This is a genomic window from Knoellia sp. 3-2P3 (assembly GCF_029223115.1).
Taxonomy (GTDB): domain Bacteria; phylum Actinomycetota; class Actinomycetes; order Actinomycetales; family Dermatophilaceae; genus Pedococcus_A.
Window position 1 is genome coordinate 180,767 of the sequence record NZ_JARGZE010000002.1, and the last position, 14,275, is coordinate 195,041.

Annotated in this window: 13 protein-coding genes; 8 read left to right on the forward strand and 5 right to left on the reverse strand. The window is 72.8% G+C overall.

Annotated features, from left to right (window positions below):
• Window positions 1-3 precede the first annotated feature (3 nt).
• The 4 genes from P0Y31_RS06245 (at window position 4) to P0Y31_RS06260 (ending at window position 4,129) form a co-directional block, all read left to right on the forward strand.
• Entirely contained in the window at window positions 4-705 is a 702-nt protein-coding gene (locus tag P0Y31_RS06245) for a CbiX/SirB N-terminal domain-containing protein (protein ID WP_275867443.1), read from the forward strand.
• The gene (locus P0Y31_RS06250; RefSeq protein ID WP_275867446.1) at window positions 702-1,490 is read left to right on the forward strand and encodes an enoyl-CoA hydratase/isomerase family protein; all 789 of its coding nucleotides are present in this window, start codon (window positions 702-704) and stop codon (window positions 1,488-1,490) included. The genes P0Y31_RS06245 and P0Y31_RS06250 overlap by 4 nt, the downstream gene beginning before the upstream one ends.
• 172 nt (window positions 1,491-1,662) lie before the next feature.
• A complete protein-coding gene (locus P0Y31_RS06255) occupies window positions 1,663-3,540 on the forward strand; it encodes an ABC transporter ATP-binding protein (RefSeq protein WP_275867449.1) in 1,878 nt (625 codons plus the stop codon).
• A 169-nt stretch (window positions 3,541-3,709) separates the two neighbouring features.
• The gene (locus P0Y31_RS06260) at window positions 3,710-4,129 is read left to right on the forward strand and encodes a hypothetical protein (RefSeq protein ID WP_275867450.1); all 420 of its coding nucleotides are present in this window, start codon (window positions 3,710-3,712) and stop codon (window positions 4,127-4,129) included.
• A 6-nt stretch (window positions 4,130-4,135) separates the two neighbouring features.
• On the opposite strand, the gene P0Y31_RS06265 is transcribed toward P0Y31_RS06260, so the two are convergent.
• A complete protein-coding gene (locus P0Y31_RS06265; protein WP_275867452.1) occupies window positions 4,136-4,939 on the reverse strand; it encodes an SURF1 family protein in 804 nt (267 codons plus the stop codon).
• Window positions 4,940-4,971: 32 nt separating this feature from the next.
• Between P0Y31_RS06265 and moaA the strand changes: the two genes are divergently transcribed.
• Entirely contained in the window at window positions 4,972-6,021 is a 1,050-nt protein-coding gene (moaA, locus tag P0Y31_RS06270) for a GTP 3',8-cyclase MoaA (protein WP_275867454.1), read from the forward strand.
• A gap of 6 nt (window positions 6,022-6,027) precedes the next feature.
• Here moaA and P0Y31_RS06275 read toward each other — a convergent pair whose 3' ends face one another.
• A complete protein-coding gene (locus P0Y31_RS06275) occupies window positions 6,028-6,237 on the reverse strand; it encodes a hypothetical protein (RefSeq protein WP_275867456.1) in 210 nt (69 codons plus the stop codon).
• Window positions 6,237-6,554, reverse strand: coding sequence for a DUF3099 domain-containing protein (locus P0Y31_RS06280; RefSeq protein WP_275867458.1), 318 nt, complete (start codon window positions 6,552-6,554; stop codon window positions 6,237-6,239). Before P0Y31_RS06280 ends, P0Y31_RS06275 begins: the two co-directional genes overlap by 1 nt.
• Window positions 6,555-6,674: 120 nt before the next feature.
• Between P0Y31_RS06280 and P0Y31_RS06285 the strand changes: the two genes are divergently transcribed.
• From P0Y31_RS06285 to P0Y31_RS06295, 3 genes are read left to right on the forward strand one after another with little or no spacing between them, the layout of a single operon-like run.
• Window positions 6,675-7,388: a beta-ketoacyl-ACP reductase gene (locus P0Y31_RS06285; protein ID WP_275867460.1), complete on the forward strand. Its 714-nt coding sequence runs from the start codon at window positions 6,675-6,677 to the stop codon at window positions 7,386-7,388.
• Window positions 7,389-7,432: 44 nt separating this feature from the next.
• Complete coding sequence (fabI, locus tag P0Y31_RS06290) at window positions 7,433-8,191, forward strand: enoyl-ACP reductase FabI (RefSeq protein ID WP_275867462.1); 759 nt, start codon at window positions 7,433-7,435, stop codon at window positions 8,189-8,191.
• Window positions 8,192-8,241: 50 nt separating this feature from the next.
• Window positions 8,242-10,455: a tetratricopeptide repeat protein gene (locus tag P0Y31_RS06295; protein WP_275867464.1), complete on the forward strand. Its 2,214-nt coding sequence runs from the start codon at window positions 8,242-8,244 to the stop codon at window positions 10,453-10,455.
• Between the two features lie 45 nt (window positions 10,456-10,500).
• Here P0Y31_RS06295 and cphA read toward each other — a convergent pair whose 3' ends face one another.
• Window positions 10,501-13,365 carry a cyanophycin synthetase gene (gene cphA / locus P0Y31_RS06300; protein WP_275867466.1) on the reverse strand — a complete coding sequence of 955 codons (2,865 nt, stop codon included), beginning with the start codon at window positions 13,363-13,365 and terminating at the stop codon, window positions 10,501-10,503.
• A gap of 43 nt (window positions 13,366-13,408) precedes the next feature.
• On the reverse strand, window positions 13,409-14,266 hold the full coding sequence (locus P0Y31_RS06305) for a cyanophycinase (protein ID WP_275867468.1): 858 nt from the start codon (window positions 14,264-14,266) through the stop codon (window positions 13,409-13,411).
• Window positions 14,267-14,275 lie beyond the last annotated feature (9 nt).

The window sequence follows — 14,275 nt, forward strand, 5'->3', positions numbered from 1 at the left end:
GAGATGAGCGACGCACCCGACATCGTCCTGCTGGCCCACGGGTCCCCGGACCCACGGCACCGTCACGGGGTCGACGCCCTGGCCCGCCGGGTCCGGGAGGCGGCCCCGGGGCGGGGTGTCCACACGGCATACCTCGACCACCACCCGCCCACGCCCGCGGACGCGGCTGCGCGGGCCCACAGCGGGGTGGTCGTGCCCGTGCTCCTGACGCCCGCCTACCACGCACAGGTCGACGTGCCGGAGGCCGTGGCGACGATGAACGCGGTCGCCGGCCCGTTCACCGTGTCGCCGGCCCTGGGCCCGCACCCGCTGCTGCTCCGCGCCGCCGCCGAGCTCCTCGCGAGGGCGGGCACCGCTGCCGACCCCGGCACCGCCGTGGTGCTGTATGCCGCCGGCTCCAGCGACAGCGCCGCCGTAGCGAGCATCGGGGAGACGCTGCGCCCGCACGGGGCGCCGGGGGAGTGGGGGCCCTGGCGGGTGGCCGCCCTCGACGGTGGCAGCGCCCTGCCCGAGGTGCTGGACGAGCTGCAGGGAAAGGCGCGGGCGGTCGTGGCCGTGGCGTTCATGGTGGCCGAGGGAGTGTTGCGCGACCGGATGGCAGAACGCTGCGCGGCTGCCGGCGTGCCACTGGTGCCTGGCGCGCTGGGCGACACCGCGGCAGGGGCCGCACTGGTGCTCGAGCGGGCCGATAGCCTGCGGGCGTGACTGAGCAGACCAGGCCGCACCCCCACCTGCGGGTCGACCGCGACGGCGCGGTGCTGACCGTCAGCCTGAGCAACCCCGGCCGCCGCAACGCCAAGACGCCGAGCCTGTGGCTCGCCCTCGCCGAGATCGCCGACACCCTCGACCAGGAGGTGCGGGTCGTGGTGCTGCGCGCCGACGGTCCTGCGTTCTCGGCGGGCCTGGACCTCGCCATGCTGACGCCCGAGGGCGTCGACGGCGAGATCTCGATGCTGGGGCAGGCGGCCCGGGGCGCGCAGGAGATGGCCGACGTCATCGCGCCGTTCCAGCGCGGTTTCTCGGCCTGGTCCGACGTCGACGCGGTCGTGGTCGCGGCCGTGCAGGGCCACGCCATCGGGGCGGGCTTCCAGCTCGCCCTGGCCGCCGACCTCCGGGTGGTGGCCGACGACGTCCAGCTCGCGATGCGCGAGACGTCGCTGGGTCTGGTGCCGGACCTCGGCGGCACGGCGCCCCTCGTGCACCTGGTGGGCTACAGCAAGGCCCTGGAGATCTGTGCGACCGGCCGGGCGATCGGCGCGGCCGAGGCCGTGGCCAGCGGTCTGGCCTCCGTGGCCGTGCCGCGCGACGAGCTGGAGGCGACGACCGCCGACCTCGTGGCCGCGCTGCTGGCCGCACCGGCTCCCGCGTTGCGCGAGCTCAAGCCGCTGCTGCGCCGCGCGGTCACGGCCGGCCGGGACGAACAGCTGCAGCACGAGCGCGAGGCCCAGGGCCGCCTCATGCACGCCCTGGTGACCAGCCGGGGCCACTGACGTCCAGCCCGCCTCCCCCTGCCCCGCAGGGCGCCTGTCGGTGCCCCCGGTGATGATGGTGGGAATCCGCCGCCGCACGGCGGTGTTGAGCGGCTAGACGAGAGCGGCTGGACGAGAAGAGACGAGCGCCCGCGGAGCTGGACCCGCACGAGAAGGCGCAGAGGGAGGCCCCATGAGCATGCAGGGCTGGCACGCGATGCGGTCGCTGACCAAGGACGAGTCGGTGAAGGACCGCAAGCTCGCCCCGGGCACCTCCCGGCGGGTGATGGGCTACGCCCTTCCCTACCGCCGCGAGATCGGCGTCTTCGTCGCGCTCGTCGTCGTGACGTCGGCCCTGGTCGTCGCGACCCCGCTGCTGCTGCGCAAGCTCATCGACGAGGGCGTGACGCCCCAGAACCGCACGGTCGTCATCCAGCTCTCGCTCCTCGTCGCCGGCCTCGCGGTCGCCGAGGGCGCGCTGACCCTCGTCCAGCGGTGGTTCTCCGCCCGCGTCGGCGAGGGCCTGATCTTCGACCTGCGCACGCAGGTGTTCTCGCACGTCCTGCGGCAGCCCATCGCCTTCTTCACCCGCGCGCAGACCGGTGCCCTGGTCAGCCGCCTCAACAACGACGTGCTGGGAGCCCAGCAGGCCTTCACCTCGGTGCTCTCCAGCGTCGTCAGCAACGTCGTGTCGCTGGCGCTGATCATCGGCACCATGGCGAGCCTGTCGTGGCAGCTCACGGTGGCCGCCCTCGCTCTCGTGCCCTTCTTCATCATCCCGGCCCGCATCATGGGCCGCCGCCTGGCCGGCCTGACCCACAGCCAGATGAACCTCAACGCCGACATGGGCAGCCGGATGACCGAGCGCTTCAACGTCGCGGGCGCGCTGCTCGTCAAGGTGTTCGGCCAGCCCCGGCGTGAGGACGAGGAGTACGCCGACCGTGCGGGGCGCGTGCGCGACATGGGAGTGCGGATCGCGATGAACCGCAGCATCTTCTTCGTCGCGCTGACCCTGGTGGCCTCGCTCGCGACCGCCATGATCTACGGCTTCGGCGGCCTCATGGCTGTGAACGGCACGCTGACCATCGGCACCCTGCTCGCGCTCACCGCCCTGCTCGCCCGGCTGTACGGCCCCCTCACCTCCCTGTCCAACGTCCGCGTCGACATCATGACCGCGCTCGTCTCCTTCGAGCGGGTCTTCGAGGTGCTCGACCTGCAGCCGCTCATCACGGAGAAGCCCGGGGCCCCCGACCTGCCCCGTGGCCCGGTGCGGGTCGAGCTCGACCACGTGGGCTTCCGCTACCCGGCTGCCGACGAGGTGTCGCTCGCGTCGCTCGAGACGACGGTCAGCGGCGACCGGCGGGGGAGCGGCACCGTGCTGACGGACATCACCGCGACCGTCGAGGCCGGCCAGGTCGTGGCCCTGGTCGGCCCCAGCGGAGCGGGCAAGACCACCATCACGAACCTGGTGGCCCGGCTCTACGACCCGTCGTCCGGGGCCGTGCGCGTCAACGGGATGGACCTGCGTGACGCCACCTTGGAGTCGGTGCACTCCACGGTGGGCGTGGTGACCCAGGAGGCCCACCTGTTCCACGACACCATCCGCGCCAACCTCGCCTACGCCAAGCACGACGCCACCGAGCCGGAGATGGTGGCGGCGCTGAAGGCCGCGCAGGTCTGGAACCTCGTCGACTCCCTGCCCGAGGGTCTCGACACCGTGGTGGGCGACCGGGGCCACCGGCTCTCGGGCGGCGAGAAGCAGCGGCTGGCCATCGCCCGGCTGCTCCTCAAGGGACCCGGGCTCATCGTGCTCGACGAGGCGACTGCCCACCTCGACAGCGAGTCGGAGGTCGCGGTGCAGCGGGCCCTCGACGAGGCGCTCACGGGCCGCACGGCTCTGGTCATCGCCCACCGCCTGTCGACGGTGCGCGACGCCGACCAGATCCTCGTCATCGACCGCGGCCGGGTCGTGGAGCGCGGCCGGCACCACGAGCTGCTGGCCCAGGGTGGGCTCTACGCCGACCTCTACCGCACCCAGTTCGCCGAGCAGGCCGACGGCATCCCCGCCTGAGCCGTCCCGCATCCACCTCTGCTCCGAGCCCCCTGGATGCACAGGGCGAACGTCCCTGTCGGCGCCCCGTCCGTCCACTGATCGTGGTCGTGGGTGGGAGCCACCACGGGGAGCGGAGGAGTACGTCATGTCGGCACATCGCGTTGCATCAGCGTTCGGAGGCGCGGCCGTGGTCGCTGCCCTGACCATTCCGGGCTCGAGGGCCGCACCGGCCGGGGAGGCCGTTTCCGCCGTGCCCGCGGCAGCCGCCGCCACGCTGAGCATCGGAGCCGTCGGCTCCTACATCAGCGCAGGAGCGGTCTTCCAGATCGACCTGGCTTTCAGCTGCGCCACGAAGGAGGTGGGGTCGGTGAGCGTGGAGGTCCACCAGAACGTCGGGCAGGGCTTCGTTGCCAACGGGTTCGGGTACTCGCGCAGGCCGCTGACGTGCGACGGCAAGGAGCACACCGTGACGGTCACCGTCTCACCGATGGGGGAGCGCGGGTTCAGGAAGGGCGCCGCCTACGTCCTCGCCGACCTGTCGGCGTGCGTCCCCAACGCCCAGTCGTGCACGTCGCTCTCGGCCGAGCGGACGGTGACCGTTCGCTGACCGGGCTCAGGCGTCCTCTTCGTCCCAGACCCTGACCTTGCGCGGCCGGGCCGCCCTCGGCCGTGCCGGCGTGCCTTCGGACCCGAGGCCCTCCCGGTGCTCGCGCCTCACGCCGAAGTACACCAGGACGAAGCCGACGGCCATGGCCCCCCACCACTGGAACGCATAGGCCTGGTGGGGGCCCAGCGCGGTGTCCGGACGCTCGAGCGGGTAGGGGCGCTGCGGGGTGCCGCCGCCCTGGACCTGCTCGCGGTCCAGCACGAGGTAGACCCCGAGCAGGTCCGTCCCCAGCTGCTGCTCGGCCTGGGGCAGGTTGATGCTCGCCAGCTGGCCCGGTGGCAGGTCGCGGCCCAGCGAACGCTCCGAGAGCCGGATCCAGCCCGAGACCGTGACGGTGCCCGCCGGTGCGGGAGGAACCTCGGGCCTGCTCTGTGCGCTCTCCGCGTTGCGGACCCAGCCACGGTTCACCAGCAGCGTGCGCCCGCCGTCGAGCGTGAGGGGGCTGAGCACCTCGTAGCCGTAGGTTCCCTCCAGGGGCCGGTTCCGGACCAGCAGCGGCTCGCCGGCGGCATACCGGCCGGCCACCGAGACCCTCGTCCACTCCCGTTCCACCGGCGGGGGATCGGTGCCCACCAGGTCGCCCAGCGGCACGGGAGCGGCGTCGTAGTGCGCCTCGATCCGGTCGACCCGCTCGCGCCGCTCCTCGTAGCGGTGCCACTGCCACTGGCCGAGGAAGAAGGCGAGCACGGCGAAGGCCCCGGCGAGGGCCAGGGCGCCCAGCCAGCGGCGCGTTGCCAACACCCGGAGCACCGAATCACGGTACCCGGCTTAGGCTGGTGTCCATGACCGGCCTCCCGTTCCCCCGCGTGCGACCCCGGGGCAGCACCGTGCCCGAGGGCACGACCGGTCTGCCGGACCAGTTCGGGCGCCTCGGCCGTGACCTCAGGGTGTCCGTCACCGACCGCTGCAACCTGCGCTGCACCTACTGCATGCCGGCCGAGGGGCTGCCGTGGCTGCCCAAGCCGGAGATGCTCACCGACGAGGAGATCGTCCGGCTGGTCGGGGTCTTCGTCGGTCTCGGCGTGCGCCAGGTGCGGTTGACGGGAGGGGAGCCGCTGCTGCGCCGATCCCTCGTGGACGTGGTCAGGGGCATCGCGTCGCTCGAGCCGCGACCGCGGATCGCCATGACCACCAACGGCGTCGGGCTCGACCGGCTCGCCGAGCCGCTCAGGGATGCCGGGCTCGACCGGGTCAACGTCAGCCTCGACACGATCGACGCCCGGGAGTTCGCCGCCCTCACCCGTCGTGACCGCCTCCACGACGTCGAGGCCGGGCTCAAGGCCGCGGCCGCCGCCGGGCTCGCACCGGTCAAGGTCAACGCGGTCGCCATGCGCGGCATCAACGACGGCTCGGTGCCAGAGCTGCTGCAGTGGTGCCTCGACCGGGGCTACGAGCTGAGGTTCATCGAGCAGATGCCGCTCGACGCGCAGCACGGGTGGGACGCCGCCAGCATGGTCACGGCGTCGGAGGTGCGGCACCGGCTCGAGGAGCGCTTCACCCTGACGGAGCTGCCCGCCGCCGACCGGGGGAGCGCCCCGGCCGAGCGGTTCCTCGTCGACGGCGGTCCGGCCACGGTGGGCATCATCGCCAGCGTCAGCCAGCCCTTCTGCGCCGCCTGCGACCGCATCCGCCTCACCGCCGACGGGCAGGTGCGCAACTGCCTGTTCTCCCGCACCGAGACCGACCTGCGTGGGCCGCTGCGCGACGGCGCCACCGACGAGGAGATCGCCGGGCTGCTGCAGGGCGAGATGTGGCGCAAGGCCCGCGGCCACGGCATCGGCGAGCCGGGGTTCGTCCAACCCGACCGCCCCATGTCGGCCATCGGCGGCTGACGCCGCTCAGCCGGCGTCGGCGGGGACCTCGCTCGCAGGAAGGGTCTCGACGAGGAACCCCCGCACGGAGAGGAACTCACCGAGGCTGACGCGGTGGTCGTCACAGGCCAGCCAGACCTTGCGCCGCTGCGGCGTGTGCACGCGAGGGTTGTTCCACAGGTGCGCCCAGCGCGCGGTCGCCCGGCAGCCCTTGGCGCTGCAGACGAGGTGCTGCATCAGCGCTCGATCTGCCGTGTGTGGTCGGTCGTCGGCGTGACCGCGTCCGCGCGGCCACCGAGCCTCGGACGCACCGCGTTCGCGAGCACCACGGCGATGTAGGGGAGCACGACGGCCAGGACGGCGAAGGAACCCCACACCCACCAGGCGGCGCCCCCGGTGGCCGTCAGCGCGGCCAGCACGAAGCAGGCCGTGCGAATGCCCATGGTGACCAGGTAGCGACGGATCCGGGCCGCCTGCTCGTCGCGCAGCGACTCGGGGGCCGTCGTCACCGACTGCACCACGGGGTGTCGAGCGCGACGGCGGGGTCCGGCCATGCCTCAACGATAAGCCGCGCTCGATGCCGACTACCCATCGGTAGTCGGCTAGCGTCACCGCAGGGAGCGGGCGCGGCCCGCTCTTCCCACAGCCACCGACCTGACGAGCAGAGGAGACCCATGGCCGACGGCCGCAACGTGCTGGTGACCGGGGGCAACCGTGGCATCGGCCTGTGCATCGCACGGGCCTTCGCCGCCGCCGGCGACAACGTCGTCGTCACGCACCGGTCGGGCGAGCCGCCGGAGGGGCTGCGCGGCGTCACCTGCGACGTCACGGACACCGCGTCGGTCGACGCCGCCTTCACCGCCGCCGAGGAGCTCCTCGGCGGCCCCGTCGAGGTGCTCGTGGCCAACGCCGGGGTGACGAAGGACCAGCTTCTCATGCGGATGAGCGACGAGGAGTTCGACACCGTCGTCGACACCAACCTCACCGGGGCGTTCCGTTGCGCCCGCCGCGCCAGCAAGGGGATGATCCGCCTGCGCAGGGGGCGCATCGTGCTCATCTCCAGCGTCGTCGGCCTGTACGGCTCGCCGGGGCAGGCCAACTACGCCGCCAGCAAGTCGGCCCTCGTCGGGCTCGCCCGCTCGATCACCCGCGAGCTCGGGGGCCGCGGCATCACCGCGAACGTGGTGGCACCCGGCTTCATCGAGACCGACATGACCGCCGCCCTGCCCGAGGAGCGACGCAAGCAGTACCTGGCCAACATCCCCGCCGGGCGGTTCGCCGAGCCGGAGGAGGTGGCCGCGGCGGTGCGGTTCATCGCCTCGGACGACGCGGCATACATCTCGGGCGCCGTCATCCCGGTCGACGGCGGCCTGGGCATGGGCCACTGACCACCACCGACGACGAACCCACTGCAACGGAGGACGACGCGCACATGCTGCTCGAGGGCAAGAAGCTGCTCATCACGGGGGTCCTCATGGACTCCTCCATCGCCTTCCACGTGGCCAGGCTGGCCCAGGAGCAGGGGGCGGAGGTGGTCCTGACGTCCTTCGGCCGCACCATGAAGATCACCCAGACGATCGCCCGGCGGCTGCCCAGCACGCCCCCCGTGCTCGAGCTCGACGTGACGAACCAGGAGCACCTCGACACCCTCGCCGACCGGCTCGGCGAGCACGTCGACCGCCTCGACGGCGTGCTGCACTCGATCGGATTCGCCCCGCAGGGCGCCTTCAACTTCCTCGAGGGCACCTTCGAGGACGTCAGCACGGCCATGCACGCCTCCGCGTACTCCCTGAAGTCGTTGGCCGTGGCGGCGCTGCCGCCTATGTCAGGTGGGGGCAGCATCGTCGGCCTGACGTTCGACGCCAAGTTCGCCTGGCCGGTCTACGACTGGATGGGCGTGGCCAAGGCGGCGTTCGAGGCCACCAACCGCTACTGCGCCCGTGACCTCGGGCCCAAGGGCATCCGGTGCAACCTGGTGTCGGCCGGGCCGATCCGCACCACCGCCGCCAAGTCGATCCCGGGCTTCGAGGCCTTCGAGAACACCTGGAACCAGCGCGCTCCGCTCGGCTGGGACGTCAACAACCCCGTGCCGGCGGCGCAGGCCTGTGCCGCGCTGCTGTCCGACTGGTTCCCGGCCACGACGGGCGAGATCGTGCACGTCGACGGGGGCGTCCACGCCATGGGGCAGTAGTGCCCGTCCCTCCCCGCGGAGCGTCACCGAGCGGCCACTAGGCTCCGCGCATGACGTCTGACGCTGCCCCCGCACCCGACGCCACCGACACCTCCGTGACCGTTGCCGAGGTCCGCATCCTCGAGGGCCCCAACCTCTACTTCTCGAAGCCGGCGGCCAAGGTGACCCTCACCCTGCCGGGGTACCTCGACGCGGACGAGGCCGCCATGACGGGTCTGGCCCGGCGCATCGGCCTGCGCGGGGGCCGGGCCGGTGCCCCCGGGTCGGAGCAGCGGCAGCGGTTCGTCGCGCGGGTGGTGGAGCGGGCCGTGCGACGCCTGGCGACGGCGAGCGGCACCAGCCGGCTCGGCGTGCGCTGCCGGCCGGGGAGCACGCCGGACGAGGTCGTCGCGGCCTACGTGTGGCGCCGGCGCGGGAGGGCCCGCGCGCTGGGCCACGCGCTCGGGCCGACCCTCGCCGGGTGGCTCGGCGGCGTCGACCTGGTCGCCGAGCAGGCCGACGAGATCACGCGGGCCGACCCGGGGGAGCGCCCGTCGGTGCTGGTCCCGACGGTGCCCGTCGCCTCGGTCACCGGCACCAACGGCAAGACCACCACGACCCGGCTGCTCGGGCACATCGGCATGACCGCCGGTCTGAAGACCGCGTGGTCGTCCACCGACGGCATCGTCGTGCAGGGCGAGCTGGTCGAGGCCGGCGACTACTCCGGACCTGCCGGCGCACGAGCCGTGCTGTCGACGCCGGGGGTGCGGCTCGGGATCCTCGAGACGGCCCGTGGCGGGATGCTGCTCAAGGGCATGGGCGTCGCGGCCAACGACGTCAGCGTGGTCACCAACGTCTCCGCCGACCACCTGGGGCTGCAGGGCATCGACACCGTCGACCAGCTCGCCGAGGTGAAGGCGATCGTCACCAAGGCGACGCGGCCCTCCGGCTGGGCCGTGCTCAACGGTGAGGACCCGCGGGTGTGGGCCATGCGGACGGGGACCCGGGCCAGGCCGTGGGTCTTCGCGCTGCGCTCCGACGCCCCCGCGGTCCGCGAGGCCCTCGACACCGGGGGTCGGGCGATCACCATCCTCGACGGCGACATCACGGTGCTGTTCCCGGGGCGCGAACCGGACCGGCTCGTCAGCATCCTCGACGTGCCCGTCACGCTCTCGGGGCTGTCGCACCACAACATCGCCAACGCCCTCGCCGGGGCGGCGGCGGCCCTGGCACTGGGGCTCCCGCGCGAGGCCGTCGTCGAGGGGCTGAGGACCTTCGCGCCGGACGAGCGGCTCAACCCGGGCCGCATGAACACCTACACGATGCCGGCTGCCGGCGGCGGCACGATCACGGTCATCGTCGACCTGGCACACAACGAGGCGGGGCTCGAGGCGCTCATGGACGTCGCGCACGGCCTGCGCGTCCCGGGTGCCCAGGTGCACCTCGGGCTGGGCCTCGCCGGGGACCGCACCGACGACCTGCTGGAGTCCATGGGCGAGATCGCCGGCCTGCGCGCCGACCGGGTCGTCGCCGCCCACAAGGCGCACTACCTGCGGGGACGCTCGATGGCCGACCTCGAGCACCACCTGCGGGTGGGCCTCGCGCGGGCCGGCGTGGCCGACATCGAGTCCTACGAGACCGAGCTCGAGGGGCTCAAGGCGCTCGTGCCCGAGGCCTCCGACGGTGACGTCGTCTGCCTGATGTGCCACTCGGAGCGGCAGCAGGTCGCCGCGTGGCTCGCCTCGCAGGGCGCGGTGCCCGACACCGCTGCCGACATCCGGCGCAAGGTGGTCGCCTCTCGCGGTGAGCACGACGCCGAGGCCGCGATCGCCGAGCTGTGGGACCTGCCCGACCCCGTCGTCCGGGTCCGGGCGGCGCGCGAGCTGCACGCCCAGCGCCCGTCGGACGCCCGGCTGGCCCACGAGCACGCCAGCGCCCTCGACGCGGCAGGGCAGGAGGCCGAGGCGATCGCGCTCTACCGGCAGGCCCTCGACCTCGGCCTGCGCGAGCCGCACCGGCACCGCGCCCGGATCCAGCTCGGGTCGAGCCTGCGGGCGGTGGGCCGTGCGCAGGAGTCCTACGAGCTGCTCTCGGAGCTGGCCCACGAGCGGCCGCACAGCGTCGCCGTCACGGCGTTCCGGGCCCTCGCCGCGGCCGACTCGGGACGGTGCGACGAGGCGGTCGCCGACCTCATCGACGCCCTGCTCCACCACGCCGGCGACGAGGACACCCTCAGCTACCAGCGCGCCCTGCACGCCTACGCCGAGGATCTCCGCGAGCGCTGAGGTGCGGTATGCCGCGTGGCCAGGCTACGCGGCATACCCGACCGGTCAGCCCGGCTGACCTGCCTCGAGCTCCTCCTCGGCACTGGCCTGGGCCTCGTCACCCGAGGCCTGGGCCTCGGTCTGCAGCTCGGCGGGGTCGAGGTCCGGGTCGCCGACCGTCGGGCCGCCGGTGTGCGCGCCCGCCTGGGCACTGTTGGTGAGCTGCTCGAGCTCGCCGAGCACCTGAGCGTGGTTGTCGACGCAGAGGACCACGATGTCGCCGGGGTTCGCCCGTGCCATGGCGGTGCGCACCGCCTCCGCCTCGTCGAGCACCACGTCGACCTGGCGGCACCGCACGCCGTCCTCGGCCATGCGGGCGCGCACCCCCTCGGCCACGAGGGCCGCGGTGTCGCCGCGCCGTCGACCCCGCAGCCGCTCGTCCTCGCGGACGACCAGGACGTCGAAGTGGTTCGCTGCGATCGTGCCGAGCTCCCGCATGTCGTCGTCGCGCCGGTCACCGGCCGTGGCGATGACCCCGATCCGCGAGATCTTGCCGAGGTCGGACTGCCCGGCCTTCTGCTCGGCGTAGGCGTCGACGAACTGGCCGAGCACCCGCATGCCGGGAGCGTTGTGGCAGTAGTCGACGAAGACGTCGACGTTGTTGACGTTGACCTGGTTCATGCGGCCGGGGGAGAGGTAGTAGCTGGTCGTGAAGGTGCGCAGCCCCTGCCGGATCTCGTGGAGCCCGGCCCCCGCCGCGAACGCGGCCCCGGCAGCGGCCATCGCGTTGGCGACGTTGAACTTGGCCGTGCCGCCGAACGTCGACGGCAGCAGGTGCGTCCACGCCAGCTGCATGCTGCGGCGACCGTGCTTGATGACGATCATGTCGCCCTTGTCGGTGGGCTCGAGCACGACGGCCCGGCCCCCGCGACGGCAGTAGTCGTCGACGAACTCGCGCACCCTGCTGCCGGGAGGCTGCAGCGAGAACCAGACGACCCCGCCCGAACACCGGCGGCGCATTTTGCGCACCAGCTCGTCGTCGGCGTTGAGCACGGCGAAGCCGTCACGCGGAACCGCCTCCACCACAACGGCTTTCACGTCGGCGAGCTGCTCGAGGGTGTCGATGCCCCGCATGCCGAGGTGGTCCGGTGCGATGTTGGTGACGACCGCGACGTCGTTGCGGTCATAGCCCAGGCCCTCGCGCAGGATCCCTCCGCGGGCGACCTCCATGACGGCGAAGTCGACCCGCGGGTTCTGCAGGACCATGCGGGCCGAGCGGGGACCCGACGCGTCGGCCTTGTAGACCAGTCGCTCGTCGATGACGATCCCGTCGGTGGAGGTCATGCCCACCTTGCGGCCGATGCCCTTGAAGATGTGGGCGATCATCCGGGAGGTGGTCGTCTTGCCGTTGGTGCCGGTGACCGAGACGATCGGCACCCGCGAGGGCGACCCGGGTGGGAAGAGCAGGTCGACGACGGGCTTGGCGATGTACTGCGGCTCGCCGACCGTCGGGTGCGTGTGCATCCGGAACCCGGGGGCGGCGTTCACCTCGCAGATCGCCCCGCCCGTCTCGCGGACGGGGGAGGCGATGTCGGGGCAGATGAAGTCGATGCCGGCGACGTCGAGCCCGATCATCCGGGCCGCCTCCTCGGCGATCTCGATGTTGTCCGGGTGGGCCTCGAAGGTGCGGTCCACGGAGATGCCGCCGGTGGACATGTTGCCGGTGAGGGCCAGCTTGACCATCTGGCCCTCGGGCGGCACGTCGTCCATCGACCAGCCCTGGTCCTTGACGAGCGCCACGGCGGCGTCGTCGACCTTGATGCGGGTGAGCACCTTCTCGTGGCCCACACCGCGGCGGGGGTCGGCGTTGGTGATCTCGACGAGCTCGGCCACCGTGTGGCTGCCGTCTCCCACGACGTGGGCGGGCACCCGCTCGGCGATGGCCTGCATCTTCCCGCCGACGATGAGGCAGCGGTAGTCCCGCCCCGTCACGAACGACTCGACGATGACGTACCCGCGCCGCGACTCGCTCCGGGCGGTCTCGAACCCGGCCCGCACCTCCTCCTCGGACTGCAGGTCGAGGCACACCCCGCGGCCGTGGTTGCCGTCGAGGGGCTTGACCACGACGGGGAAGCCGATCCGCCGGGCGGCCGCGGCAGCGGCGTCCGGGGTGCGGACGGTCTCCTGCTTGGGCACCGGCAGGCCGGCCGACGCGAGCAGGCGCGTCGTCATGTCCTTGTCCCCGGCGATGTCGACCGCCAGCGACGAGGTCTTCGAGGTCATGGTGGCGCGGATGCGCTGGGCGTGGACGCCCTGGCCGAGCTGGACCAGCGAGGCGGTGTTGAGCCGGATGTAGGGGATGTCGCGGCTGACCGCCTCCTCGATGATGGCCGCGGTGGACGGGCCGAAGGCGGTCCGCTGGGCTCGCCGGAGGAAGTGGTCGAGCTCGTCGGCGAAGTCGAACCCTTCCTCGGCCTGCACCAGGTGGTTGACGAGGCGCACCGCCAGCTCACCGGCGGCCAGCCCGACCGTCTCGTCGGCGTAGGCGTAGATCACGTTGTAGCGGCCGGGCTGGCCCTTCACGGCCCGGGTCTTGCCCCGGCGCATGTCGTGCCCGGCCTCCTGCTGCAGCTGGAGGGCGACGTGCTCGGTGACGTGCCCGAGCCAGGTGCCCTCGCGGAGCCGGTCGACGAAGCCGCCCTTCACCCCACGCGAGCAGGTGTGGTTGCCCAGGCCCGGCAGCAGCTCGACGAGGCGGTCCGTGAAGCCGTCGAGGGTGTCGGTCGGGTAGCCCTCGAGCACGCCGAGGTCGACGACGAGGTGGATGGCGGGGTCGTAGGACCAGATGTTGCCGCCGCGGTAGACGCGCGACTCGACGATGCGCAGCTCGGGGGCGGCCGGGCCGGTGGGGGTCGGTCGGTCTGCTGCCATGGGGGATCTCCTAGCGCGGTCAGGCAGTGGCGTGGGCCTCGGGTCAGGCCTTGGCCGTGGCGAGGGTGACGGTGGCGTCGGGGTGCTTCTCGACGAAGTCGAGCAGCCGCACCTCGCGGAGGTCGAAGGTAGCGCCCGCCGGCAGCGAGTGCACCACGGCCCCCGAGACCATCATGGGCGCCCCGCGGCGGGCCTCCGGGGCGTCGGAGACCGACGCCCGGCAGTCGAGGACGAAGACCGCGCCGGCGCCGTGCACCGTGAAGACGCTGCGGTCGACCACCTCGATGGCGGTGTCCTCGTCGATGCCGATGCCGATGAGGTTGGGGGAGCCGGCCACCATGGACATGAGCCGCCCGTAGCGGGCCCGCTGGCCGAAGTGCTGGTCGATGATCACGCCGTCGATCAGGCCGAGCCCGGCACTGAGCTGGCTGTGGCGCTGGCGCGGGGTGATGCCCTCGTCACCCATGGAGATCATGAACTGGCTCATGATCGACGCGCCGGCCGACGTGCCGCCGATGACGGCCCCCCGGTCGTGGGCCCGGTGCAGCGCGTCGCCGAGGGGGGTGCCGGGCAGCCGCTGGCTGAGCTTGAGCTGGCTGCCGCCGCTCATGAACACACCGGTGGCCCGGTCGACGAGGGCCACCGCCTCCTCGTTGTGCGCCTCGAGCCGGGTCTCAGGGTTGACCACAGTGAGGTCCGTCGCCCCGAGCCGGGCGAAGACCTCGGTGTAGGCGGCGACCACCTCGTCCTGGAAGGACGAGGCCGTCGGGATGATGACGATGCGGGACCGGCGGCCGCCGGCGAGACGCACGAAGCGCCGGAGGACGGTGGCCTTGCCGACCCGGTCCTCAGCGCCGCCGATGATGAACAGCGTGGGGGGTTTTCGTGACGAGCGCGCCATTGCGACAGC

Coding starts and splice junctions, on each gene's coding strand:
- P0Y31_RS06245 (WP_275867443.1), top strand. CDS start 4: ATGAGCGACGCACCCGACATCGTCCTGCTGGCCCACGGGTCCCCGGAC.
- P0Y31_RS06255 (WP_275867449.1), top strand. CDS start 1,663: ATGAGCATGCAGGGCTGGCACGCGATGCGGTCGCTGACCAAGGACGAG.
- moaA (WP_275867454.1), top strand. CDS start 4,972: ATGACCGGCCTCCCGTTCCCCCGCGTGCGACCCCGGGGCAGCACCGTG.
- P0Y31_RS06275 (WP_275867456.1), bottom strand. CDS start 6,237: ATGCAGCACCTCGTCTGCAGCGCCAAGGGCTGCCGGGCGACCGCGCGC.
- P0Y31_RS06280 (WP_275867458.1), bottom strand. CDS start 6,554: ATGGCCGGACCCCGCCGTCGCGCTCGACACCCCGTGGTGCAGTCGGTG.
- P0Y31_RS06285 (WP_275867460.1), top strand. CDS start 6,675: ATGGCCGACGGCCGCAACGTGCTGGTGACCGGGGGCAACCGTGGCATC.
- fabI (WP_275867462.1), top strand. CDS start 7,433: ATGCTGCTCGAGGGCAAGAAGCTGCTCATCACGGGGGTCCTCATGGAC.
- P0Y31_RS06295 (WP_275867464.1), top strand. CDS start 8,242: ATGACGTCTGACGCTGCCCCCGCACCCGACGCCACCGACACCTCCGTG.
- cphA (WP_275867466.1), bottom strand. CDS start 13,365: ATGGCAGCAGACCGACCGACCCCCACCGGCCCGGCCGCCCCCGAGCTG.
- P0Y31_RS06305 (WP_275867468.1), bottom strand. CDS start 14,266: ATGGCGCGCTCGTCACGAAAACCCCCCACGCTGTTCATCATCGGCGGC.